Source organism: Pantoea graminicola (assembly GCF_048452665.1).
Lineage (GTDB): Bacteria > Pseudomonadota > Gammaproteobacteria > Enterobacterales > Enterobacteriaceae > Pantoea.
In genome coordinates this window covers 156,720-179,673 of the sequence record NZ_JBLWSJ010000002.1, presented here as the reverse complement: position 1 = coordinate 179,673, position 22,954 = coordinate 156,720, and the positions used below count along the sequence as shown (strand labels likewise).

Sequence of the window (22,954 nt, the reverse complement as noted above, 5' to 3'; positions counted from 1 at the left end):
TCATGCAACTCAGACCCAAGCGCGGGCGGTCAGTTCCTGACCCTGTCCGGGGCGATCTGCTGCCTTCAGAAGGCCGGAACGTCGAAGAGAGCAGCTACTGGCACCGCCGCATTGCGGATGGTGATGTCGAAGAAGTCAGCGCGGAAAAAGAAAAGCCTGCTGCTGACCCCAAGAAAAAGGGCGGTGAATAATGTCAGTCTCGTTCCCCACTATTCCGTCAGACCTCCGCGTACCGCTGTTCTGGGCGGAGATGGACAACAGCGAAGCGAACACCACACAGAGCAGCGGCCCGTCGCTGCTGCTTGGCTTCGCCTCAGCCGACAGCACCATCACAAAAAATAAACTCACCATCATGCCGTCTGCCGCGCTGGCGGGCAGGGTTGCAGGCCGTGGCAGCCAGCTTGCCCGTATGGTGGCACGCTATCGCGCTGTCGATCCGTTTGGTGAGCTATGGGTTATCGCAGTGACCGAGCCGGAAGGCGAATCCGCCACAGGCACCGTGACGCTGACCGGCAATGCTCAGGCTTCAGGTTCGCTCAGCCTGTATATCGGCGCGGTACGGGTCCAGGCCCCCGTGGTGACCGGCGACGCTCCGGCAGCCGTGGCCGCGACGCTGGCCGCCGCCATAAATGCCAACGCTGACCTGCCGGTGACCGCTGCTGCCGAGACAGGTGTGGTAACACTCACTGCCCGCCACAAAGGGCTTACCAGCAACAGCATTCCGCTGGCGCTGAACTACTACGGCACCGTGGGAAGTGAAACCACGCCTGACGGTGTAAACGTTGTGATTTCCGCGATGTCTGGCGGCACGGGCTCACCGTCACTGGCTGCGACCGTAGCCGCGATGGGCGATGAGCCGTTTGACTTCATCGGCACGCCGTTCAGTGATTCCGCCTCGCTGGCGACGATGGCGCTGGAAATGAACGACTCTTCCGGTCGCTGGGGCTATGCACGCCAGCTTTACGGCCACGTTTACACGGCGAAAATCGGTACGCTCTCCGAACTGGTGGCCTTTGGCGACACCATGAACAACCAGCACGTTACCGTAGCCGGTTATGAGCCTGCTGTTCAGACGGCTGCCGATGAGCTGGTCGCACTGCGCACCGCCCGTAACGCCGTGTTTATCCGCACTGACCCGGCCCGCCCGACGCAGACCGGCGAGCTGACTGGCGCATTACCGGCACCGGCAGGAAGTCGCTTTACTCTGACCGAGCAGCAGTCCCTGCTGAAGCACGGCATTGCCACGGCCTACGCTGAAAGCGGGGTGCTGCGCATCCAGCGCGACATCACCACCTATCAGAAAAACGCCTATGGCGTGGCGGACAACAGCTACCTCGACAGTGAAACGCTGCATACCAGTGCCTACGTTATCCGTCAGCTGAAGAGCATCATTACCAGCAAATACCCGCGTCATAAGCTGGCGAATGACGGGACGCGCTTCGGTCCGGGGCAGGCCATCGTGACGCCTGCGGTACTGAAGGGGGAGATGTGCGCCAGCTATCGCACCATGGAGCGGGCAGGCATTGTGGAGAACTTCGATCTCTTCAAGCAGCATCTGGTGGTTGAACGCAACGTAAGCGACCCGACCCGCGTGGATGTCCTGTTCCCTCCGGATTATGTTAACCAGCTGCGCGTCTTTGCGTTGCTTAATCAGTTCCGTCTGCAATACAGCGAGGAGAGCGCGTAATGTCAAAGATTGCGGGTACAGCATACGTCAAGGTGGACGGCCAGCAGCTGTCGCTGACCGGCGGCATCGAGGTGCCGATGAACACCAGGGTGCGTGATGACGTGATCGGCCTGGCCGGTGACGTGGATTACAAAGAGACGCACCGCGCACCTTACGTCAAAGGCACCTTTAAGGTGCCGAAAGCGTTTCCGGTCACCAAGCTGATGGACTCAGACCAGATGACCATCACCGCCGAACTGGCTAACGGCATGGTTTACGTGCTGTCTGAAGCTTTCCAGTTCGGTGAAGCCAACCACAATGCGGAAGAGGGTACGGTTGACCTCGAATTCCACGGCTCAGAAGGATTCTATCAGTGAGTGAACTTCAGCTTTCAAAACCTATTACGGCGCATGGTGAGACTATTCATGTGCTGGAGCTGCGCGAGCCATCGTTTGACGAGATCGAACAAATCGGCTTTCCGTTCACCATTGGCAGTGAAGGAAATATCAAAATCGACAGTTCAGTATCACTGCGCTATATCCCGGTGCTGGCCGGGGTCCCCCGATCGTCTGCCAGCCAGATGGCGAAGATTGATATTTTCAAAGCCTCAATGACGATTCTGGGTTTTTTTACCGGCTCGGGAGCGGGAGAAATCTCCGGCAGCGATGTTACAACGTCGCTCACTTCTGGCGAATAAACCCTCTTGAACTGAAGCGGTCAGCTCTTTCCGATTTTCTGGAGCTTGAGGAAGAAGCAGTGCGTATAAGCGAGGAAATTAAGAATGGCTGACAGCTTCCAGTTAAAAGCCATAATCACGGCCGTTGACCAGCTTACCGGCCCGATGAAAGGGATGCAGCGTCAGCTGAAGGGGTTCCAAAAGGAATTTTCATCGCTGGCAGTCGGTGCAACAGCTATCGGCGCATCCATTCTGGGTGCGCTGGCTATCCCGGTAAATCAGGCCATTAAGTTCGAATCAACGATGGCTGATATCCGCAAGGTTGTTGACGGTCTTGATAACGCTGATGCTTTCAGGAAGATGAGCCAGGACGTTATTGATCTTTCAACGAAGCTGCCGATTACTGCCGACGGTATCGGTCAGATTGTCGCTGCTGCCGGTCAGGCAGGCATTGCCCGAAGTGAGCTTGTCGGGTTTGCGGAAGATGCTGCCAAGATGGGTATAGCGTTCGACCAGACCGCAGAAGAGTCAGGTCAGATGATGGCGACATGGCGAACTGCTTTCAAAATGACGCAGAAAGACGTTGTTGGACTGGCGGATAAGGTGAACTACCTGGGCAATACCGGCCCTGCCAGCGCAGCTAAAATTTCTGAAATAGTCACCAGCGTGGGCTCTCTTGCGGCGGTCAACCACGTTTCTACGGGCAATCTTGCCGCGCTGGGTGCCACCATCGCAGGGATGGGTGTTCAGTCTGAAGTAGCCAGCACTGGTATCCAGAACTTCATGCTTTCGCTTTCCAACGCTAATACCGGTAATGCCAAGAAGGTTCTGAAACAAATTGGTATGACGCCTAAATCTCTTGCCAGCGGGATGGTGAAAGATTCTAAAGCAACCATGCTTAAAGTGCTGGAAGGTATAAAGAAACTACCTGAACAAAGCAAATCAAAAGCACTCGAATGGCTGTTCGGCAGAGAGTCGATAAAGGCTATCGCACCGCTTCTTAACAATCTCGACCTGCTTCGCGAAAATTTTGGAAAGGTTGCAGATGCACAGCAGTACGCTGGCTCAATGCAGAAGGAGTATGACTCCCGTGCGGACACGACCGAAAACAAACTCACGCTGATGCAGAATGGCATAACGGCGGTAAGCATTGCCCTGGGTGATGCGCTTACGCCACAGCTTAAGCAGGGTGTTGTTGCGCTAATGCCCTATATAAAGCAGACGGAAAAGTTTGTCAGAGACAACCCCGAACTGGTCAGATCGGTAGCGAAATTTGCTATTTCCCTGATTGGAGTTGGTGTTGCGGTCGGGACCGTTTCGCAGTCTTTTAAAGTGCTTAACATGGTAATGAACCTGTCGCCTGCCAAGCTGGCTATCGCAGCACTTGCTGCCGGCGCCATGCTGATAATTAATAACTGGGAGCAGGTTGGCCCTGTAGTTAAGCAGGTCTGGACTGAGATAGATAATGTCGCTCAGGAGATGGGGGACTGGCAGACTGTTATTGAAGGCATTGGCGCCGTAATGGCCGGTTCTTTCGCCATTAAAACTATCGGTTCTCTGCAGCAGGCGGTAAATCTGGCAGGATCACTGTCTGGCCTGCTGGGTAAAATCAGCCGCCTCGGCGCAATGACCATCACGATCGGCATTGCTGTTTCGCTTCTTAAGCAACTGCAGGATTTGGATAAACAAGCCAAAGCTCAGGGGTTGAGTAAAGGGGAGGTGCTGGTTAATCGTATGCAATCAGAGGAGCGTGAGCGGGGTTATAACGGCTTCATTCCAAGACTCCGTGAGATATTTGGCCTGGATAATCCTATTCCGGACGCCAAATATCAGCCTAAAGTTCCATTACAGCAATCCGCTTCGTCTGATGCGAAACCTGTCGTCAATTATAAAACTCCAAATCTGCTTGATGTTTTGGGTGCCGGCATCTTAACGCCTGATCTCGCCCTTAAACCTAACCTTGCGCTGGAAAAACCATCTGCATTTTCTGCGCCACAGCAAGGTGAGCTAAAAGTCAGCTTTGAGGGTGCACCTCCTGGCATGCGAGTCGCCACTCCACCGGGTAGCGCTACTCCATGGCTCACGTATGATGTTGGATATAACCGGTTTAGCGCCAATAGGAACTAGGAAAAAAATAATTCAGGAGCTAACCTGAGCTTTCTGAGTTTAATCGCGGTGATAATTATGATCTTTGTGCGTGGCATTTCAATACTGTTGGCTGTATTTGGTGCGGTTTACATTTTAGTGATGATGGGAAATCGCGCAGCAGAAAGTCCCGATCTTATCCCAGTTTATCTTGCAGGGCTTTCACTTGTTATTATCCCTTACTGCATAACGAGAATGATATCTGATCAAATCGAAAGCAGAAATAAACAATAACCCGCTTCGGCGGGTTTTTTATTGCCCGGAGTAAAGCCATGAGCTGGAAAGATAATCTGCAGGATGCCTCACTGCGTGGTATCGCGTTTAAGGTAGACAGCGATGAGGCAACTTTTGGCCGGCGCGTGCAGGTGCATGAGTATCCCAATCGCGATAAGCCGTGGTCGGAGGATTTAGGCCGGGCAACGCGCCGCTTCAGCGTACAGGCCTATCTGATTGGTGATGACTTTTTTGAGCAGCGTAACCGGCTTATTGAAGCTATCGAAAAGCCAGGCTCCTGTACGCTGGTGCACCCCTATTATGGGGAGATGACCGTGGTGGTGGATGATGCCGTGCGTGTCAGTCACTCGCAGAGCGAAGGGCGCATGTGCCGCGTCAGCTTCAGCTTTGTAGAGTCCGGCGAACTGTCTTTCCCGGCTGCGGGGCTGGCAACCGGCCAGAAATTATCATCTTCTGTTTCCTTTCTGGATGACGCCATATCATCGGCATTCGGTGCCTTTGGTATGGATGGTATGCCGGACTTCCTGCAGGACGGCGTGCTGGATGAGGCAGCGGGCATGTTCAGTACTGTCACCAGTGCCTTTCAGTATGTTGACTCTGGCATCAGCGCTGCATCCCGACTGATGCAGGGAGATTTATCGGTGCTGCTTAAACCGCCATCCAGTGGCATGAGCTTTGTTAACCGCCTGCAGACCATGTGGCGTGCCGGAACGCGGCTGACCGGCAATGCCTCTGACCTCATGTCGATGATTAAGGGCCTGACCGGTGTCACGGTTGATTCCGGTCTTGCACCGCGTGGAGTGTGGAAAACGGACAGCAAAACTGTTCAGGCGCAGACCACACAGCGAAATTTCGTGGCGCAGGCGGTACGCACCACGGCTATCAGCGAGGCAGCAGCCACCGTCATAAGCCTTCCGCAGCCAGCAATCCGCACCGTCACGCGCCAGCAGGACCCTCAGCAGCCGGTTTTGGTATCGCATCCAGCCGTCAGCAATATTCGGCCCGACTCTGGTAATGCTGCTTCAGATACTGATACGTCAGCGACCGCGACGGTTTCCGCATCATCTGGCGTGACGACCTCTCTGGATAACAGCTCAATTATTTCATGGGATGACCTTGCGCAGGTGCGTGACAGTCTCAATGAGGCCATTGACCTTGAAATGGAGCGCGTTTCAGATGACGGGCTTTATCAGGCACTGGTGACGGTAAGAACAGACGTTAACCGCGATATATCAGCCCGCCTGGAGCAGGTCGAGCGCATGACGGAGCGCACACCTTCGCAGGTCATGCCCGCGCTGGTGCTGGCCGCAGACTGGTTCGACTCCGCATCGCGAGCAGGTGACATCACGGCGCGTAACGGCATCCGCCATCCCGGTTTCGTGCCGGTTCAGTTACTGAGGGTGCCGGTACGATGAATAACACAGTTATTTTAAGGGTGAACGGTCAGGAGTGGGGCGGCTGGACTTCGGTCAGGATTGCCGCAGGCATTGAGCGTATTGCCCGCGACTTTACCGTTGAAATTACCCGCAGCTGGCCGGGCGACACAGACCAGGCAAACCGCAGCAACCGGATCAAAAACGGCGATCTCGTTGAAGTTATGATTGGCACCGACAAAGTGCTGACCGGATACATCGAGGCAACACCGGTCCGGTATGACGCACGCAGCATCAGCGTGGGGATATCCGGGCGCAGCAAAACGGCTGACCTCATCGACTGCTCAGCCACGCCGTCACAGTATGCCGGTCGTTCGCTGGCGCAGGTGGCCGCTGAGCTGGCAAAGCCATTCAGCATTACGGTGGTGGACGCGGGCGGCGCTTCCGGTGCGCTTCAGGGCATTCAGGCCGACCAGGGTGAAACAGTCATGGACGTGCTGAATAAAATGCTCGGGCTGCAGCAGGCGCTGGCGTATGACAACGCGCAGGGCAATCTGGTTATCGGCGGCATCGGTTTTCAGCAGGCGCACACCGCGCTGGTGCTGGGTGAAAACATTCTTTCCTGTGATACCGAAAAGAGCATCCGCGACCGCTTCAGCGACTATCAGGTGTACGGTCAGCGCAGGGGTAACGACGACGACTTTGGCGAGGCCACAACTACGGCCATCCGCTCCAGGACCATTGATGGCGGCCTGAAGCGCTACCGCCCGATGATTATTCGCCAGACCGGCAACGCCACCACGGCAACCTGCAGCGCCCGTGCAGAATTTGAGATGCGCCAGCGTGCTGCACGCACCGATGAGGTGACCTACACCGTGCAGGGCTGGCGGCAGGGTGACGGCTCACTCTGGCTGCCAAACCTGCAGGTGATCGTATTTGACCCCATTCTGGGTTTTAACAATCGCCAGATGGTGATCGCCGAGGTGACCTACCAGCAGGATGAAAACGGCACCATAACTGAAATCCGCGTAGGACCTCCGGATGCTTATCTCCCTGAGCCAGCGAAACCCGGCAAGCGAAAGAAAAAGAAAGAAGAGGATGATTTCTGATGGCTAACCCGATTTCAGGCATTGGCCGTGCGCTGTCAAACCTGCTGGCGCGTGCGGTGGTTCGCGGACTGAGCACGGCCACAAAGTGTCAGATGCTTCAGGTTGAAATGGCCGGGGGCGAGGGAAAAAGTGACATTGAGCACATGGAGCCATACGGGTTTACCGCCGCGCCGCTCACTGGTGCTGAAGCCGTTGCCGCTTACTTTGATGGTGACAGGTCACACGGCGTTGTGCTGGTTGTCTCTGACCGTCGATTCCGTATCAAAGGTCTGACGTCTGGTGAAGTAGCGGTATATGACGATCAGGGGCAGTCGGTGACGCTGACCCGCGCAGGAATTGTCGTAAATGGCGCAGGCAAGCCGATCACCTTTACCAACGCGCCAAAGGCCCGGTTTGAAATGGACATCGAATCTACCGGCGAAATCAAAGACAGGTGCGATTCTTCCGGGCTGACCATGTCAGCCATGCGCATAGCCTATAACGGTCACACGCATAAAGAGAACGGCTCTGGTGGCGGCACTACCGACGCGCCCACGCAGAAAATGGAGGCGTCATGATAGTTATGATTAATGGCGTCCAGCGTGATGTGAAGTGGCCACCAGATCCTCTGACACGCGCCGTCATTATCTCATTGTTCTCCTGGCGAAAGGCTGAGCCTGACGATAACCCGGAGCAGAATAACGGCTGGTGGGGCGACAGCTTCCCTACCGTGCAGAATGACCGCATCGGTTCCCGCCTTTACCTTCTAAGCCGACAGAAACTCACCAATAAAACGCCGCTCAAAGCGCGTGAATATATCAGTCAGGCGCTTCAGTGGCTGGTGGATGACGGCGTGGCAGTAAGGGTGGACGTTAAAGCTGAGAGAAACGGGATTAACACGCTCAGCGCCTCAGTGGTTATCAGCCAGAAAGACGGCACCCGTACAGCATTTTCCTTTGACGATTTATGGAGTGAACTTAATGGCTGACAGTGGATTTACCCGCCCGACACTCCCTCAGTTAATCACCATCGTCCGCAACGATATTCTTACCCGACTGGCAGCTGATTCAACGCTGGCGGCATTGCGCCGCAACGACGCTGAAGTTTATGGGCGCGTTCAGGCAGCGGCGGTACACACCGTTTATGGCTATATCGATTATCTGGCACGTAACCTTTTGCCTGACCTGGCAGATGAGGAATGGCTGACGCGGCATGCCAACATGAAGCGATGCCCGCGCAAAGCGGCTATAGCGGCTGCAGGATACGTGCGCTGGGACGTTACTGCAAAAGATATAACCGTTCCGGCCGGTGTGACTATCCAGCGTGATGATCTGACCTCCTACACTACAACAGCAGCGGCCACGTCAGCAGGGGGATTGCTGCGCGTACCGGTTATCTGTGATGCGGCTGGAAAGTCCGGCAATACTGATGATGGTCTGGCGATGCGACTGGTGAGCCCTATCACCGGCCTGCCGTCTGCGGGAGTGGCCGACAGCATTCAGGGGGGCGCGGATGCTGAAGACCTCGAAGTCTGGCGGGCACGCATCATCGAGCGATGGTACTGGACCCCGCAGGGCGGCGCTGACGGTGATTATGAGGTGTGGGCTAAAGAGGTGCCGGGCATCACACGCGCCTGGACTTACCGGCACTGGAGCGGTCGGGGTACGGTTGGCGTAATGGTGGCAAGCAGCGATCTGACTAACCCTGTTCCGGATGCGGCCACAGTGGCAGCAGTGCAGGCCTATATCGAACCGCGAGCACCGGTAGCCGGCGCAGACATTTACGTTTTCGCCCCCTCTGCTCATGTTGTTGATTTCCAGATTCGGCTCAACCCTGACACGCCGGAAGTCCGGTATGCCGTTGAGGCAGAGTTGCGTTCGATGATGCTGCGCGACGGCGTACCGGAGGGAGTGCTTAAGCCGTCCCGCATCAGTGAGGCAATCAGCATTGCCGCGGGTGAATACAGTCATACACTGGTCAGCCCGACTGCGGATATCCCGATTGCAAAGGGTGAAGTAGGGGTGGTGGGGAGTATTTCATGGACCTGACAGCTCAGTATCACCAGATGCTGGGGGCGCTTCTTCCGCGAGGCCCCGCATGGGATGCAGATGATCTGCTGCTGGCGGGTTTTGCACCGTCGCTGGCTGCGATTCATGGTCGTGTTGATGCGCTGATGCAGGAGATCGATCCACGCTCAGTTACTGAGCTGATCGACCGCTATGAGCAGATTAGCGGACTTCCTGACAGCTGCGCACCGCCAGGCGTTCAGACCCTTCAGCAAAGGCGCCAGCGGCTGGATGCAAAGTTAAACCTGCCCGGTGGTATCAATGAAGCTTTCTATCTGGGACAGCTGAGTGCGCTTGGCTATACCGATGTGACCATCACCCGGTACAGCAGGAGCCAGTTTACCTGCATGTCTGACTGCACTGATTCGCTTTACAGCGATGAGTGGCGTTACTACTGGCAGGTGAACATGCCAGTGACGACTCAGATAGCACCAATGACAACCATCAGTAACTGCATTGACAGCCTCAGAACATGGGGAGACACCGTTGCAGAGTGCGTGCTTAATAAGCTGGCTCCCTCCCATACTTACTTAATTTTCAGATATCCGGAGTAAAAATGCATCGTATTGATACATCTACTGCCCAGAAAGATAAATTCGGCGCGGGTAAAAATGGATTCACTGGCGGTAATCCGCAGACAGGTGAATTGCCCACAGCACTTGACGCTGATTTTTTTGATTCGGTGCAGGAAGAGATTGCCAGAGTTATTGAATCGGCGGGGTTGTCTTTAGACAAAAGTAACAATTCTCAACTACTGGCGGCCATAAAATCCTTATTAAGCAATGGAAGGCTGCTAGCAGTTAAACCAATTCTCACATCAACCAACTACACGCCGAGCCCGGGAACCAAGTTTCTGCGCATTAAAGCAGTGGCGGGCGGTGGCGCCAGCGGCAGTGAACCAGCCACTACTTCTGGCAACGGAGGAATGTCACAGGGAGGATATTATGGTCAGTATATTGATATTTGGATTCCTGTATCTGCGTTCACTGCTCCAGTTTCGGTTGTGATTGGATCGGGCGGAAGCCCTGCGGCGGCCGGGCAGAATACAGGCGGAACGGGAGGTGCAACTTCTTTCGGATCTGTTTTCACACTTCCCGGCGGCCCAGGAGGCGTATCAATGCCGCTTTCTACAGGGGCAAATGCGGCTGGAGCCAGTATATCCAGTAGGCCGATCACCTCAACAATCACACCTATTAACTCATCAGGTGGCATCACCAAGGCAAGCACGGTCATTCAGGTAGTGCCTGGAACTAACCTTGGTCAGATGCCATTACCTTCTCCAATTGAAGGGGGTTATTACGGGTCTGGGGGAATCGGCCTGCCTGCTACAACTACGGCCGTGCAGGGAAATCCGGGGGTATCAGGATTAATGATTATTGAGGAGTATGCGTAATGACAGTTAACCTGGCTATGATTGCAGATGGCGATATTGAAGTGCTTAACACCATTGTTGCAGAAAACTATGACTTCAAAATGTCCGGTTATTATTTTGTTCCAATTGCAGATAAGCCGTGCCAGATAGGTATGTTTTACAACAAAAAGAATGGTCTTTTTTATTTTGATAAAGGGTTCAAGCTGACGTCAAACCCCATTGAAGATCCATCCCAAGTCCCAGCTGAAGCAGAAACTAAAGAATCAGACTGACCCTGCGTACGGTTCCTGAAGAAAGACAAAGGTCGGGGAAATGGAGTGATAATCGCTCTCAGCGTCCTGAAACTGTGCAGGCTCTATAAGCCTTAGATTATATCCATCCTTTGAAATTACTGCTCTATAAGCGTATTGATGTGTGTGCCTGATAATTTCATAGAAATCTTCAAATTTATCTCCCCACAGTTCAGAAAATATTACTCTAGGGGGATTGGTTTCTAGTGTTTTGCAGGCGCCCATCAATGCGTCCTTTTCCGCCCCCTCTATATCCATTTTCCAGACGTCAAAATCTCCGTTGATTCCATCAATGGTTATTTTAGGTACACATATTTTCTTAGGTTCTTCACTGAAGATGTGCCTGAACATATTTACGCTTTCAAGGTCATATGTAGAGCCTTGGTTGTGCGCCTCGGAAACATATATGTCAATCAACCCCTCCTTGTCGGACAAGGCAGCCTTTAGCGGCTTAATTTGAGAGCAACCAATGCTTTTAATTCTGCTGTAAATCTCAGGTATAGGCTCAATTGCAGTTACCGAAGATGCCCCACTATCAAGGAAAAGCAACGCGGTCAGACCAATATTTGCGCCGGCATCTAAAACACAATCGCCTTCACGAACAAATTTGCTGATAAGCATCCTGTCTATGTCATATTGCGGATACTGCACATCCAGAATGGCGCAAGCCGCATAGCGTCTCTCATGCGGATTTGAAAGGTCAAGCTTTACCGGGAAGTCATTTATGCTTATATAGGCACTTCCTGTTTTTTTAACATTCCCTTCAATTTCAGTATAATACATAAAAAACCCTCTAGTTTATTTTGCTCCATTAGCCTCTCAGCGGTAGCTTTTTAAAGATTACCTTATCTTAACTCACAAGCCCAATTGTAGTTTTGCTTGAAACTTAGAAAGTTAATTTCTGAGCGACACAAAAAAGTCCCGACTACGGGGCAGGGGTATACCGCGCCTCTCTGATCAGACTGCAGGATGGTAAATCTTAGGGTATACCTTTGCATGAAAGGTAACCAAGAGGCAGGCACAAAAAAGCCCGCGTTACACGGGCGTAAAGTAAGACCAACCAGGAAATCCATATCATCAGCTAAAGCTGACATAGGAAGCTTAGGGCGGATTTGGATTTCGAGTGTGACGCCTGTACAAGAAATGATTCAACCGTTCATAAACGGCAGAGGGAAATGCGCGGCATGAAAAAAAATACCTGCCCCGAGGTTGGTGGCAGGCATAAGTTGTGGTGGAGCAAGTGACACTCTTACGAGGCATCTCATGCTGTGACGAGGCGGCAGGCGAGCCAGCCCGGCGTCTCATTGGCAAGCGGTAGGAGCGCAGGCCGTTCACAACATCTTGAGGTTATAGAGTGACGAGCAGATAACAAGCGTAAGCGGCAGATAATTTTAAATTTCCAATAAAAAAAGCCCGCTACGCGCGGGCTAACCAATATGCGGATAAGAAAAACTTTTTCTCAGGGAAAGCATGACTTCATGTATCGAGCACCAGGCATAAAACTTTAGCGGCTCTGGAGGCCGACGCGAGGTTTACAAAATTCAGCGCAATGCGACTTGATCAGATTCACCGATCGATATTACTGTTCATATATACAGTATTTATCAAAGGAGGATTGTTCATGCCGCGTGACTATGAGATTAAAGACGCATTTGTAAACGCTATAAGACGCGTACCGGGCGGAGGGGTGACAGTCACTACTCAGGAATTCGTGCGCCAGCTGGAGCTGCTCAACTGGCGCTTCAGCCTAAGAGAGGCCAATCAGTGGATAAAGTCGAACACAGCGACGTTCCGGGATATCTCTGAGCAGGAGGGTGAAGCTAAGACCTATAAGCAGTTCAACCCGAACGGTGGCATCTGATATGGGCTTTCCATCGCCGGCGCAGGATTTCGTCGATAGCCGCCTCGACCTGAATCAAATGTTTGCCCCGCATCCGGACAATATGATCCGCATTGAGACGCCGACAGGGTTCGCTCTGGTTGACCGGTCACTGACGCCGGCGCCGGGCGACACCGTAGCATTCCAGCATGATGACTATCCGCAGCTGGGTAAACTCTTCAGGTCAGGCATCATCACTCAGGATGGCGAGACGATCGACGGGGAAGGGCTGGAAGGGGTTATCGTGCTGGGGAAGGTGACGGCCGAGATTCTGGCGGTTTATGAACATTCTCGCCCGATTATCTAAAGCAAACCTGCAGGTTAATTATTGATGAGTACATAATTGCGTACATAATTTTAGTTTCATATTGATTTTATTATAAAAATCAGATGCTTTTTGTATGAGTCTCATAATCGTGGAAGAGGAAAGTAGGCTCTACGCGGTCGTTATTCAAATTTCATATCCGTTCATTGCGTTCACTGACTTAATGAACAAAGTGCGATAAAACGCCGCTCTGTTCGCTCTGTATCGGGTTACACGCCGCAGGGTGAGTGAGTGTCATTATCTGACGGAAAATTCCGTTGTGCAGTGCCAGTATAGTGGCCCGGGCGGCGTCTGAGGCTATGCCTGTATGGTAAACCAAATTGGGGCGTCACAGAAATATCAGACACGCCGGACGGAGTCTGTGCTTATCCCGCGCCGGGTGTGCCGTTAACACTATCAGCTGACGCACGCGCTACGCACAGAGAGGAATCAGTGCGCTACACGCTAAAACTCGCACGGGGGAGAGGGGACACGCGCCAGCATTACCAGCGAACACACGCACAGGCCTGATTCTCAACCCGACGGAAAATTTCATACTTTTTTTCAATTTAATCAAACCTTCACAACGCTTTTGCCGTAAAACGTGCGGCTGTTTCCGTTTCGTTTTAGAAATTATCTCCCGTGCAATTAAGGATGAAGTGTTGAAAAGGCGTCTGCTGTTCACCGTTACCGCTACTGTTTTCTGGACCTCACTGGCACAAGCTGATGCGATCCCCTTTCCTGTTACGCCTCCGGCGATTGATGCGGCGTCCTGGGTCCTGATGGATGCCACGACTGGCCAGGTTCTGACCGCAGGCAATCCCGATGAACGCCGTAATCCTGCGAGCCTGACCAAACTGATGACCGGTTATGTGGTGGATCGCGCCATCGACCAGAAGAAAATCAGCCGTGATGACATGGTCACCGTCGGAAAAGATGCCTGGGCGGCGGGCAATCCGGTATTTAAAGGCTCCTCGCTGATGTTCCTGAAGCCGGGCGATAAGCTGAGCGTCCGGGATCTAAGCCGTGGGGTGATCATCGATTCCGGTAATGATGCCTGTGTTGCGCTGGCTGACTATGTGGCGGGCAGCGAAGCGAACTTTGTTGGCATGATGAACCACTATGTCGAAAAGCTCGGCCTGCAGAACACCCATTTTGAAACGGTGCATGGTCTGGATGCGCCGGGTCAGTACTCCAGCGCACTGGATATGGCGAAGCTGTCACGCGCCATTATTGATGGTGAGCCTGACTTTTACGCGATGTACAGCGAGAAGACCCTGAGCTGGAACGGTATCACCCAGAACAACCGCAACGGCCTGCTGTGGGACAATAATCTGCACGTTGACGGACTGAAGACCGGTCATACCGAGACCGCGGGCTTTAACATCATCGCCTCAAACGTGGTGGGCAAACATCGCCTGATCGCCGTTGTGATGGGCGGCAAAAGCCCGAAAGGGCGCGAAGAGCAGGCGCGTAAGCTGCTGGTCTGGGGTCAGAACACCTTTGACACCGTTCAGCTGTTCCACGCCGGTAAGAAAATCGGCAGTGAAAACGTCTGGTACGGCAATCCGCATCAGGTCGATGTGGGCACCGCAGACGATGTTTATCTCTCTCTGCCGCGCAGCGAAGTGCAGAACGTGAAGGCGAAATATGTCATCGACCGCAAAGATCTGGAAGCCCCGCTGAAGGCTGATGAGGTCATCGGTGAAATCCAGGTGATGGATAAGGATCAGGAGATTGCGCACTATCCGCTGGTGGCGCTGAGCGCGGTCGAACCGGCAGGCGTGATCACCCGTCTCACAGACTATCTGAAGCAGAAGTTCTGATCAGCCGGTTACCGGTTTATCAACGGGCAGCCCACAGGCTGCCCGTTTTACGTTCCGCCACATGAGCCGTGCCTGTTACCAGCAGCCAATAAAGGTTAAAAAACCTGGTTGCGTTGTTTTTATCTTGCGGCCAGTGATGTGAGGTGAATGTTGATAATTGTAAGGGAACGTCAAAACCGATTTGAAACCGCAGGGCAATGCTGAGTCTGCGCCTGATTCAGGGTTAAGATAGCCGCATCATCATCCCGCAACCGGAAAGTCACTTTGCGTTCTGACAAGCCTATCTCAAAACTGGAGTTCTGGTTTTATCGCCACTATCGCTCCGTCCACGGCGTGCGTATTGCGATCGCCTTTATACTCTGCTTTATCTTTGTCCGGGCGACCGGGATCCCGGAAGGCACCTGGCCGCTGATTACGCTGGTGGTGGTGATGGGGCCCATCTCGACCTGGGGAAATGTCTTTCCGCGCGCGCTTCAGCGCATCAGCGGCACGGTGGCGGGCTCCATCTCTGGCCTGATTGCCCTCAAGCTGGAGCTGATCTCCATGCCAGTGATGCTGGCCTGGTGCGGTCTTATCATGGTGATCAGTGGCTACCTGACGCTGGGCAAACATCCCTATATGGCGCTGTTAATCGGCATCACGCTGAGCGTGGTGGTGGGGGCACCGACCGGTGATTTCACCGTCGCCCTGTGGCGCGGCGGCGATGTCATTCTGGGATCGCTGATGGCGCTGCTGTTTACCGCGATCTGGGCGCAGCGTGCCTACACCCACTGGCGCATTCAGCTCTCCGACACCCTGGCGGCCATGGCGAAAATCTATCACGCCGGTTTTTCGCCTAACCTGGTTGAAAAGCCGCGCCTCAATAAGCCGCTGGGCAAACTGCTGAGCAGCGTCATCAAAATGCGGGCGCTGCTGGAGCCCTCCAGCAAAGAGACGCGCATCCCGAAGTCGGTGCTTGAAGCCATTCAGACCATAAACCGTAATATGGTTTACACCATTGAGATGCAGATTAATGCCTGGTGGGCCTCACGCGAGAGCCATCTGATCATGCTTAACGCGCCCGCGCTTCGCCGTATGCAGCAGATGACCGAGAACACGCTGCGGGCGCTGTCGGTGATGGCAACAGAGGGCGTTACGGATGAGGTGGTGGCGAACAGTCATGAGCTCACCGAAATCAGCACTGAACTGCGGCGGCTGATCGCCGATGCGCGCAACGACGGACTGGAGGAGACGCCCATTTACGGTTACGTCTGGCTGACGCTGGAACTGGCGAAACAGCTGGAGCGGATGACCGACCTGATGCGCATGGCGCTGCGCAAATAATCACCTCAGACAATGACTTAATGTGAAACCGGGTTTCTTTGCGCTAAGATAAGAGCCAGTCTGAATTTAGCTGTGAAAATTGCTTACCTGGCGGGCTAGCCGCTAAGCTGATCGTTTTGACTCTCTCCCTGCGTCAGCAGGCTCAAAGAAAGGTGCCATCATGGAAAATGCCAAGCAATCATTTCAGGACGTACTGGAGTTCGTACGTATGTTCCGCCGTAAAAACAAGCTGCAGCGTGAAATTGTCGACAACGAGAAGAAAATCCGCGACAACCAGAAGCGCGTACTGCTGCTGGACAACCTGAGCGAATATATCAAGCCGGGCATGAGCGTAGAGGCGATTCAGGAAATCATCGCCAGCATGCGTGTTGACTATGAAGATCGCGTGGATGAGTACATCATCAAGAACGCCGACCTGTCGAAAGAGCGCCGCGAGCTGTCGAAAAAAATCAAAGCGATGGGCGTGGGCGAACACCCGAAAGCCTGATGTCAGCCGGTTGTGCCTGAAAGCGCGATCGGTCTGAGGCGAACCCGCATCCACTCCGGTGATGCGGGTTTTTTATTGCCTGTCACCCGGCGGTTTACTCGCCTGCCAGCCTGCGGGCAATCTCCTGCAGCTGCTGCGACAGCGCCGCGAAATCGGCCCGCTTATCACCCGGCGGAGCCGTGGTCTCTCGGATCACCAGCGTGGGTTTCAGCGCATCGTTTTCCGGCTCTCTGGCCTGCAGCCGGGCCAGCATCCGCTCAACGCTTTGTGCGCCCAGCGCCTGCAGATCCTGCCGAACCGTGGTCAGCGGCGGCTGATACCAGGCGCTTTCAGCCGTATCGTCATAGCCGATCACCGAGATCTCACCCGGAATCGCCACGCCATACTGATGCAGCGCGCGCATCGCACCCAGTGCCATCTGGTCGTTGGCCACCAGCAGCGCCTGCGGCAGATTCGCCGGGAGCTGCGCCATCAGCGCCTGATAGCCGGACTGCGCGCTCCAGTCACCGCGCAGCGAACAGTGCGGCGTTAACTGATGTTCCGCCAGCGCCTGCCGCCAGGCGTTCTCACGCTGCCGGGCCGACACCGACCGCTGCGGCCCGTTCAGCAGGCCGATCTGACGATGCCCCAGCGCCACCAGATGCTCAACGGCGGCACGCGCGCCAGCGTCATTGGGATACTGACACTGCGCGACAGCGGCCTGAGGTTCCACATCCAGAAACAGCACCGGCTTGCTGCCACACAGTTGCTGGATTTGCTGCGCCGCCTCCGCCTCCAGCGGCAGGTTGATGAGCAGTCCATCGACCCGCTGCGCCAGCAGTTCATTCACGGTAGCGGCGGCATCGTTGCCGCTGTCCATTGCAATCACCAGATGATACCCCTCGCTGGCGGCGCGCTGCTGAATCGCCGAGGCAATCTGCGCAGGCGCCATCAGGGCCAGATCGCTGGTGGCGAGACCCAGAGTGCGCGTCGCCTTGCCCGCCAGCTGCTGCGCCACACGATTCGGCACATAATTGAGCTGCTGCATCGCCGCCTCAACCTTTTCCCGCGTGCGCAGAGAGACCTGTTGAGATCGATTTAAAACGCGTGAAACGGTCTGGTATGAGACGCCAGCCAGTTGAGCAACATCATCGAGGGTCACAGAGCGGGAAGTCATTGAACTCTCCAAAAAATAGAGCGGTGAGTGTAGCAAATTTTCCCGCTGCGCTGCTGCTGCAAACCACACTTTCATCGTCACGCAGGCCGGATGCACCAGGGCATCCGGCCTGCTCAGGTCTGTAACAGGTGAAGTTATCGCTGCTGCAGATAGACCTGCAGATTCACATCCACGGCATTCAGCAGCGGCGTGACGAGGCTGTGGCGTTTTGCCCGCAGCAACAGGTCGCCAATCACCTGATCGGCCTCTATATCATAGCCCTGGGTGAGATCGCGGTACATGGAGGAGGTCATCGGCGTCGCCGGGTTGTTTAACAGTTCGAAAATGCGGGCGGTTGCTGCCGGACGTGGCTGATAGCCTTCGGCAGTGATCACGCTCAGGATCTCGGCGAAAACAGCCTGGAGCAGGGCTTCGCCGCCGCGTGAAGTGAGAATCTGCCGGGTGTCGCCCCGCGCCAGACAGCAGACCGCGCCGAGCGTACTGAGCAGCAGCCACTTCTCCCACAGTTCATCCATGATGTTATCGCTGAAGCGGGTGTCGACCCCGGCATCGCGCAGTGCCGCATCCACCCGCTGCAGCCGCGCATCATTATTGCCATCCAGCGCGCCATAATAGATCTGATGCAGCGGCGTCATCTGGATCACCTCGCCATTATCACCCAGCGTAGCGTTGATTTTGCACAGGCCGCCGATCACCTTATCTTCGCCAAAACGCTGTTGCAGCGTAGCGATGTGTCGCATGCCGTTGAGAATCGGCATGATCAGCGTCGCCGGTCCGACCGCAGGTGCAATGTCATCCATCACCTGCTCAAGGCCAAAACTTTTTACCGTCACGATAATCAGATCATAGTGGCCCGTCAGGGTGCTGGCCTGCGCCAGTTGCGGTTGCAGCGTTTCCGTGCCCTGCGGCGTCTGTAACACCAGCCCATGAGCCTGAAGCTGCTGATAACGCCGCTCGCGCACCAGAAAGGTGACGTCCTGGCCTGCCTGAGCCAGTCGGCCACCAAAATATCCGCCGGTCGCGCCAGCGCCTGCCATCAGAATGCGCATATCACTCTCCCTCTGCTGAAAAGCTCTACCTTAAAACGGTGTGGCCGGGCTTGCCAGCGTTAACCGCGACTGAGGTGGCTAAGCGAGCAGGGCAGGCAGGGGGAGAGATAAAATGGCACAGGAAAAGCCGGACAGGTTACAGCCGGGTGACGCCACGTCCGGCGGCCTGTTTGCCTGACCGCGTCGCTATGTCGAAAATCCTGAATATGGCGCTGAAAGATATTGACTATCAGTGGCAGCAAAGAGGGCGTAACCTTTCACGTATCAGAAATTGCCTTTGTCTGCGGGCGTTTCAGGCCCGTCAGGAGAAACACAGATGAAAAATATTGGCTTCTTATCGTTTGGTCACTGGACGCCGTCGCCGCAGTCCGCCACACGCACCGCGCAGGATGTGCTGCTGCAGTCGATCGACTTAGCGGTGGCCGCCGAAGAGCTGGGCGCAGATGGTGCCTACTTCCGCGTTCACCATTTTGCCCGGCAACTCAGCTCGCCGTTTCCGCTGCTGGCCGCCGTGGCGGCGCGCACGAATAAGATTGAGATCGGCACCGGCGTCATCGATATGCGCTACGAGAACCCGCTTTATATGGTCGAGGATGCCAGCGCGGCAGACCTGATCTCCAATGGTCGTCTGCAGCTGGGTCTGAGCCGTGGTTCCCCCGAGCAGGTTATCGATGGCTGGCGCTATTTTGGCTTCGAACCGAAAGCGGGTGAGAGCGATGCGGATATGGGCCGCCGTCACACCGAAGAGTTTCTGGAAGTCCTGCGCGGTGAAGGCTTTGCTAAGCCGAATCCTCAGCCGATGTTCCCAAATCCACCGGGACTGCTGCGTCCTGAGCCGCTCTCTGAAGGACTGCGCGACCGCATCTGGTGGGGCTCCGGCTCCAATGCCACCGCCGAATGGGCGGCAAAAATGGGAATGAACCTGCAAAGTTCCACCCTGAAAGATGATGAAACCGGTGAGCCGTTCCATATCCAGCAGGCGAAGCAGATCCGCGCCTACCGTGAAGCCTGGAAAGCGGCGGGGCATCAGCATACGCCACGGGTTTCCGTCAGCCGCAGTATCTTTGCGCTGGTGAATGACAGGGATCGGGCCTACTTTGGCCGCAGCGGTAACGATCGGGATTCCGTGGGCTTCCTCGATGAGAAAACCCGCGCCATCTTCGGCCGCAGCTACGCCGCTGAACCTGAGGTGCTGATTAAGCAACTGGCGCAGGATGAGGCGATTGCCGAAGCCGATACGCTGCTGCTCACCGTGCCGAACCAGCTTGGCGTGGCCTACAACGCCCATGTTATTGAGGCGATTCTGAAGTATGTCGCCCCGGAACTTGGCTGGCGTTAAGCCTCTGACAGCGTGCCCGCAGACGCCGGGCGCGCTCTATCCGCCTCTTTTCCCGCAGTTTTCCCCTCTCTCTCTTTCTTTTTATCCTGTTCCGTTGCATGACGATCGCGCGATTCAGATACCTGTCCGCCTGACTGTGACAGAGCCAGCGAATTGTGATCCTGCCCGTCATAAGCGGGTTGTGAAACCGTGTCGGCCGGAATAGTCTCAGGGGGAGCCTGCCGCTTCGCTGGCCTCGTCAGCGCAGTAAAGCGTGTCAGTTCATTGTTTTCAGCTTTTGAAGAAGGTGTATAAAAAGGTAAAAGCTATCAAACAGATAGGATGAGACAGGTGTGCGATCCTGAAAATCCTCTATAGAGTAGCGATGAAAATACAAAAAAGAGGTGTGACCATGAGCAATTCCGTTGATGAAGATGCAAAAGATGCCAAGCCTATCGCCGAAGCCGATCGCGAAGCGCCCGAAAGCAAATGTCCTTTTCATGCAGGTAAGTCTGCTCAGCCGAATCAGGCGCCGGGTGGCGGCAGGACTAACCGCGACTGGTGGCCGAACCAACTCCGTGTTGACCTGCTGAATCAGCACTCATCCCGTTCTAATCCGCTTGATGACACCTTCGATTACCGTAAAGAATTTGCAAAACTGGATTATTCAGCACTGAAAGCCGACATAAAAGGGTTGCTGACCGAGTCTCAGGCCTGGTGGCCGGCTGACTGGGGCAGTTATATCGGCCTGTTTATTCGCATGGCCTGGCACAGCGCCGGAACCTATCGCTCCGTTGACGGACGCGGTGGTTCAGGTCGTGGTCAGCAGCGCTTCGCTCCGTTAAATTCCTGGCCGGACAACGTCAGTCTGGATAAAGCGCGTCGCCTGCTGTGGCCAATCAAGCAGAAATATGGTCAGAAGATCTCCTGGGCCGACCTCTATATCCTCGCGGGCAACGTCGCGCTGGAAAACGCCGGCTTCCGCACCTTCGGTTTCGGTGCCGGTCGTGAAGATGTCTGGGAACCGGACCTGGACGTGAACTGGGGTGAAGAAGCTGCCTGGCTGGAACACCGTCATCCGGAGTCTCTGGCGCAGTCTCCACTCGGTGCAACCGAGATGGGCCTGATTTACGTCAACCCGGAAGGGCCGGAACACAGCGGCGATCCCGCGTCGGCTGCCCCGGCGATTCGTGCGACCTTTGGCAACATGGGTATGAACGATGAAGAGATCGTGGCACTGATCGCAGGCGGCCATACGCTGGGTAAAACCCACGGTGCGGCACCCGCCAGCCACGTTGGTGTCGACCCGGAAACCGCGCCGATCGAAGCCCAGGGTCTGGGCTGGGTGAGCAGCCACGGCAGCGGTGTCGGTGCCGATGCGATTACCTCCGGTCTGGAAGTGATCTGGTCGCAGACGCCGACACAGTGGAGCAACTACTTCTTCGAAAACCTCTTCAAATATGAGTGGGTTCAGACCCGCAGTCCGGCGGGGGCTATTCAGTTTGTCGCGGCGGATGCGCCGGAAATCATTCCTGATGCCTTCGACAGCACGAAGAAGCACAAGCCCACTATGCTGGTGACCGATCTGACGCTGCGTTTTGACCCGGAGTTTGAAAAAATTTCGCGTCGCTTCCTTAACGATCCGCAGGCGTTTAACGAAGCCTTTGCCCGCGCGTGGTTCAAGCTGACTCACCGTGATATGGGGCCGAAAGCGCGCTACATCGGACCTGAAGTACCGCAGGAAGATCTGATCTGGCAGGATCCGCTGCCTGCACCGGTGTTCCATCCGACCGTTGCGGACATCGCGCAGCTGAAAGAGAAGATTGCCGCCTCCGGCCTGAGCGTCTGCGAGCTGGTGTCGGTGGCCTGGGCTTCAGCCTCGACCTTCCGTGGCGGCGACAAACGTGGCGGAGCCAACGGCGCACGTCTGGCCCTGCTGCCGCAGCGCGAATGGGACGTTAATGCCGTTGCCGCACGGGTTCTGCCGACGCTGGAAGCCATTCAGCGCGAAGCCCACAAGGCTTCACTGGCGGATGTGATTGTGCTGGCAGGTGTGGTCGGTGTGGAGCAGGCGGCGAAAGCGGCGGGCGTCCCGATTGATGTGCCCTTTACCCCTGGCCGGGTGGATGCGCGTCAGGATCAGACCGACGTTGAGTCGTTCAACCTGCTGAAACCGCGTGCAGATGGTTTCCGTAATTACGGCACCGGCTTTGGCAAAACCACCACCGAAAGCCTGCTGATTGATAAGGCGCAGCAGCTGACGCTGACCGTACCGGAGTTAACGGTGCTGGTGGGCGGGATGCGTGCGCTGGGCGCTAACTTTGATGGCAGCCAGCACGGTATCTTCACGCAGCATGTCGGTTCACTGAACACTGACTTCTTTGTGAATCTGCTGGATATGCGCACCGAGTGGAAAGCTGCCGATAACAGCAATGAGAAGTTTATTGGCCGCGATCGCGTCAGTGGCGAAACCCGCTTTACCGCCACCCGTGCCGACCTGGTATTTGGTTCCAACGCGGTGTTACGCGCCTCGGCGGAAGTCTATGCCAGCAGCGACGCCCGCGAAAAATTCGTCAGAGACTTTGTGGCCGCCTGGACCAAAGTGATGAATCTGGACCGGTTTGATCTCTAATCGCTGAAACCCTCTGACAGACCACTGCACCCCAAACGCTGGCATACCCGCTGAGTAGGGTGCAGTTTTT

The 22,954-nt window shown here is 55.2% G+C and carries 24 protein-coding genes; 21 read left to right on the top strand and 3 right to left on the bottom strand.

Features of this window, described 5'->3' with window-relative positions; all coding sequences use genetic code 11:
• The first annotated feature begins 2 nt into the window (after positions 1–2).
• From ACNY69_RS04890 to ACNY69_RS04825, 14 genes are all read left to right on the top strand, one after another.
• Positions 3–191: a DUF2635 domain-containing protein gene (locus ACNY69_RS04890; RefSeq protein WP_418797468.1), complete on the top strand. Its 189-nt coding sequence runs from the start codon at positions 3–5 to the stop codon at positions 189–191.
• Complete coding sequence (locus tag ACNY69_RS04885; protein WP_418797467.1) at positions 191–1,687, top strand: phage tail sheath subtilisin-like domain-containing protein; 1,497 nt, start codon at positions 191–193, stop codon at positions 1,685–1,687. The genes ACNY69_RS04890 and ACNY69_RS04885 overlap by 1 nt, the downstream gene beginning before the upstream one ends.
• Positions 1,687–2,043 carry a phage tail tube protein gene (locus ACNY69_RS04880; RefSeq protein WP_126689574.1) on the top strand — a complete coding sequence of 119 codons (357 nt, stop codon included), beginning with the start codon at positions 1,687–1,689 and terminating at the stop codon, positions 2,041–2,043. Before ACNY69_RS04885 ends, ACNY69_RS04880 begins: the two co-directional genes overlap by 1 nt.
• Positions 2,040–2,363 carry a phage tail assembly protein gene (locus ACNY69_RS04875; RefSeq protein WP_126689573.1) on the top strand — a complete coding sequence of 108 codons (324 nt, stop codon included), beginning with the start codon at positions 2,040–2,042 and terminating at the stop codon, positions 2,361–2,363. Before ACNY69_RS04880 ends, ACNY69_RS04875 begins: the two co-directional genes overlap by 4 nt.
• Before the next feature lie 84 nt (positions 2,364–2,447).
• Positions 2,448–4,469 (top strand): phage tail tape measure protein, encoded by a 2,022-nt coding sequence (locus ACNY69_RS04870; RefSeq protein ID WP_418797466.1) that lies wholly within the window; start codon positions 2,448–2,450, stop codon positions 4,467–4,469.
• A 57-nt stretch (positions 4,470–4,526) separates the two neighbouring features.
• The gene (locus ACNY69_RS04865) at positions 4,527–4,721 is read left to right on the top strand and encodes a hypothetical protein (RefSeq protein ID WP_418797465.1); all 195 of its coding nucleotides are present in this window, start codon (positions 4,527–4,529) and stop codon (positions 4,719–4,721) included.
• 38 nt (positions 4,722–4,759) lie between these two features.
• On the top strand, positions 4,760–6,136 hold the full coding sequence (locus ACNY69_RS04860) for a DNA circularization protein (RefSeq protein WP_418797464.1): 1,377 nt from the start codon (positions 4,760–4,762) through the stop codon (positions 6,134–6,136).
• Complete coding sequence (locus ACNY69_RS04855; protein WP_418797463.1) at positions 6,133–7,203, top strand: phage baseplate assembly protein; 1,071 nt, start codon at positions 6,133–6,135, stop codon at positions 7,201–7,203. Before ACNY69_RS04860 ends, ACNY69_RS04855 begins: the two co-directional genes overlap by 4 nt.
• A complete protein-coding gene (locus ACNY69_RS04850; RefSeq protein ID WP_418797462.1) occupies positions 7,203–7,760 on the top strand; it encodes a phage baseplate assembly protein V in 558 nt (185 codons plus the stop codon). Before ACNY69_RS04855 ends, ACNY69_RS04850 begins: the two co-directional genes overlap by 1 nt.
• Positions 7,757–8,170, top strand: coding sequence for a phage GP46 family protein (locus ACNY69_RS04845; protein ID WP_418797460.1), 414 nt, complete (start codon positions 7,757–7,759; stop codon positions 8,168–8,170). Before ACNY69_RS04850 ends, ACNY69_RS04845 begins: the two co-directional genes overlap by 4 nt.
• On the top strand, positions 8,163–9,230 hold the full coding sequence (locus tag ACNY69_RS04840; RefSeq protein WP_418797458.1) for a baseplate J/gp47 family protein: 1,068 nt from the start codon (positions 8,163–8,165) through the stop codon (positions 9,228–9,230). The genes ACNY69_RS04845 and ACNY69_RS04840 overlap by 8 nt, the downstream gene beginning before the upstream one ends.
• Entirely contained in the window at positions 9,221–9,802 is a 582-nt protein-coding gene (locus ACNY69_RS04835) for a YmfQ family protein (RefSeq protein ID WP_418797457.1), read from the top strand. The genes ACNY69_RS04840 and ACNY69_RS04835 overlap by 10 nt, the downstream gene beginning before the upstream one ends.
• A gap of 2 nt (positions 9,803–9,804) precedes the next feature.
• Positions 9,805–10,641: a hypothetical protein gene (locus ACNY69_RS04830; protein ID WP_418797455.1), complete on the top strand. Its 837-nt coding sequence runs from the start codon at positions 9,805–9,807 to the stop codon at positions 10,639–10,641.
• Positions 10,641–10,892: a hypothetical protein gene (locus tag ACNY69_RS04825; protein ID WP_418797454.1), complete on the top strand. Its 252-nt coding sequence runs from the start codon at positions 10,641–10,643 to the stop codon at positions 10,890–10,892. The genes ACNY69_RS04830 and ACNY69_RS04825 overlap by 1 nt, the downstream gene beginning before the upstream one ends.
• On the opposite strand, the gene ACNY69_RS04820 is transcribed toward ACNY69_RS04825, so the two are convergent.
• Positions 10,884–11,693: an FkbM family methyltransferase gene (locus ACNY69_RS04820; protein ID WP_418797453.1), complete on the bottom strand. Its 810-nt coding sequence runs from the start codon at positions 11,691–11,693 to the stop codon at positions 10,884–10,886. The genes ACNY69_RS04825 and ACNY69_RS04820 overlap by 9 nt on opposite strands.
• Positions 11,694–12,531: 838 nt before the next feature.
• Here ACNY69_RS04820 and ACNY69_RS04815 point away from each other — a divergent pair.
• The 5 genes from ACNY69_RS04815 (at position 12,532) to tmaR (ending at position 16,729) form a co-directional block, all read left to right on the top strand.
• Positions 12,532–12,771 carry a DNA polymerase V gene (locus tag ACNY69_RS04815; RefSeq protein WP_418797452.1) on the top strand — a complete coding sequence of 80 codons (240 nt, stop codon included), beginning with the start codon at positions 12,532–12,534 and terminating at the stop codon, positions 12,769–12,771.
• Between the two features lies 1 nt (position 12,772).
• Entirely contained in the window at positions 12,773–13,096 is a 324-nt protein-coding gene (locus ACNY69_RS04810; RefSeq protein ID WP_418797450.1) for a S24/S26 family peptidase, read from the top strand.
• Between the two features lie 659 nt (positions 13,097–13,755).
• Positions 13,756–14,919, top strand: coding sequence for a serine-type D-Ala-D-Ala carboxypeptidase DacD (dacD, locus tag ACNY69_RS04805; RefSeq protein ID WP_199560053.1), 1,164 nt, complete (start codon positions 13,756–13,758; stop codon positions 14,917–14,919).
• A gap of 264 nt (positions 14,920–15,183) precedes the next feature.
• Complete coding sequence (locus tag ACNY69_RS04800; protein WP_111142096.1) at positions 15,184–16,242, top strand: FUSC family protein; 1,059 nt, start codon at positions 15,184–15,186, stop codon at positions 16,240–16,242.
• Between the two features lie 160 nt (positions 16,243–16,402).
• Entirely contained in the window at positions 16,403–16,729 is a 327-nt protein-coding gene (gene tmaR, locus ACNY69_RS04795; protein ID WP_004571340.1) for a PTS system regulator TmaR, read from the top strand.
• A 94-nt stretch (positions 16,730–16,823) separates the two neighbouring features.
• On the opposite strand, the gene ACNY69_RS04790 is transcribed toward tmaR, so the two are convergent.
• Together ACNY69_RS04790 and ACNY69_RS04785 are read right to left on the bottom strand one after the other, a co-directional pair.
• Positions 16,824–17,885 (bottom strand): LacI family DNA-binding transcriptional regulator, encoded by a 1,062-nt coding sequence (locus ACNY69_RS04790; protein WP_418797449.1) that lies wholly within the window; start codon positions 17,883–17,885, stop codon positions 16,824–16,826.
• Between the two features lie 134 nt (positions 17,886–18,019).
• Positions 18,020–18,934 (bottom strand): ketopantoate reductase family protein, encoded by a 915-nt coding sequence (locus ACNY69_RS04785; protein ID WP_111142097.1) that lies wholly within the window; start codon positions 18,932–18,934, stop codon positions 18,020–18,022.
• 316 nt (positions 18,935–19,250) lie between these two features.
• On the opposite strand from ACNY69_RS04785, the gene ACNY69_RS04780 reads away from it, so the two are divergent.
• Together ACNY69_RS04780 and katG are read left to right on the top strand one after the other, a co-directional pair.
• Entirely contained in the window at positions 19,251–20,273 is a 1,023-nt protein-coding gene (locus tag ACNY69_RS04780; protein WP_111142098.1) for an LLM class flavin-dependent oxidoreductase, read from the top strand.
• Positions 20,274–20,664: 391 nt separating this feature from the next.
• Positions 20,665–22,884 carry a catalase/peroxidase HPI gene (katG, locus tag ACNY69_RS04775; protein WP_418797448.1) on the top strand — a complete coding sequence of 740 codons (2,220 nt, stop codon included), beginning with the start codon at positions 20,665–20,667 and terminating at the stop codon, positions 22,882–22,884.
• Positions 22,885–22,954 lie beyond the last annotated feature (70 nt).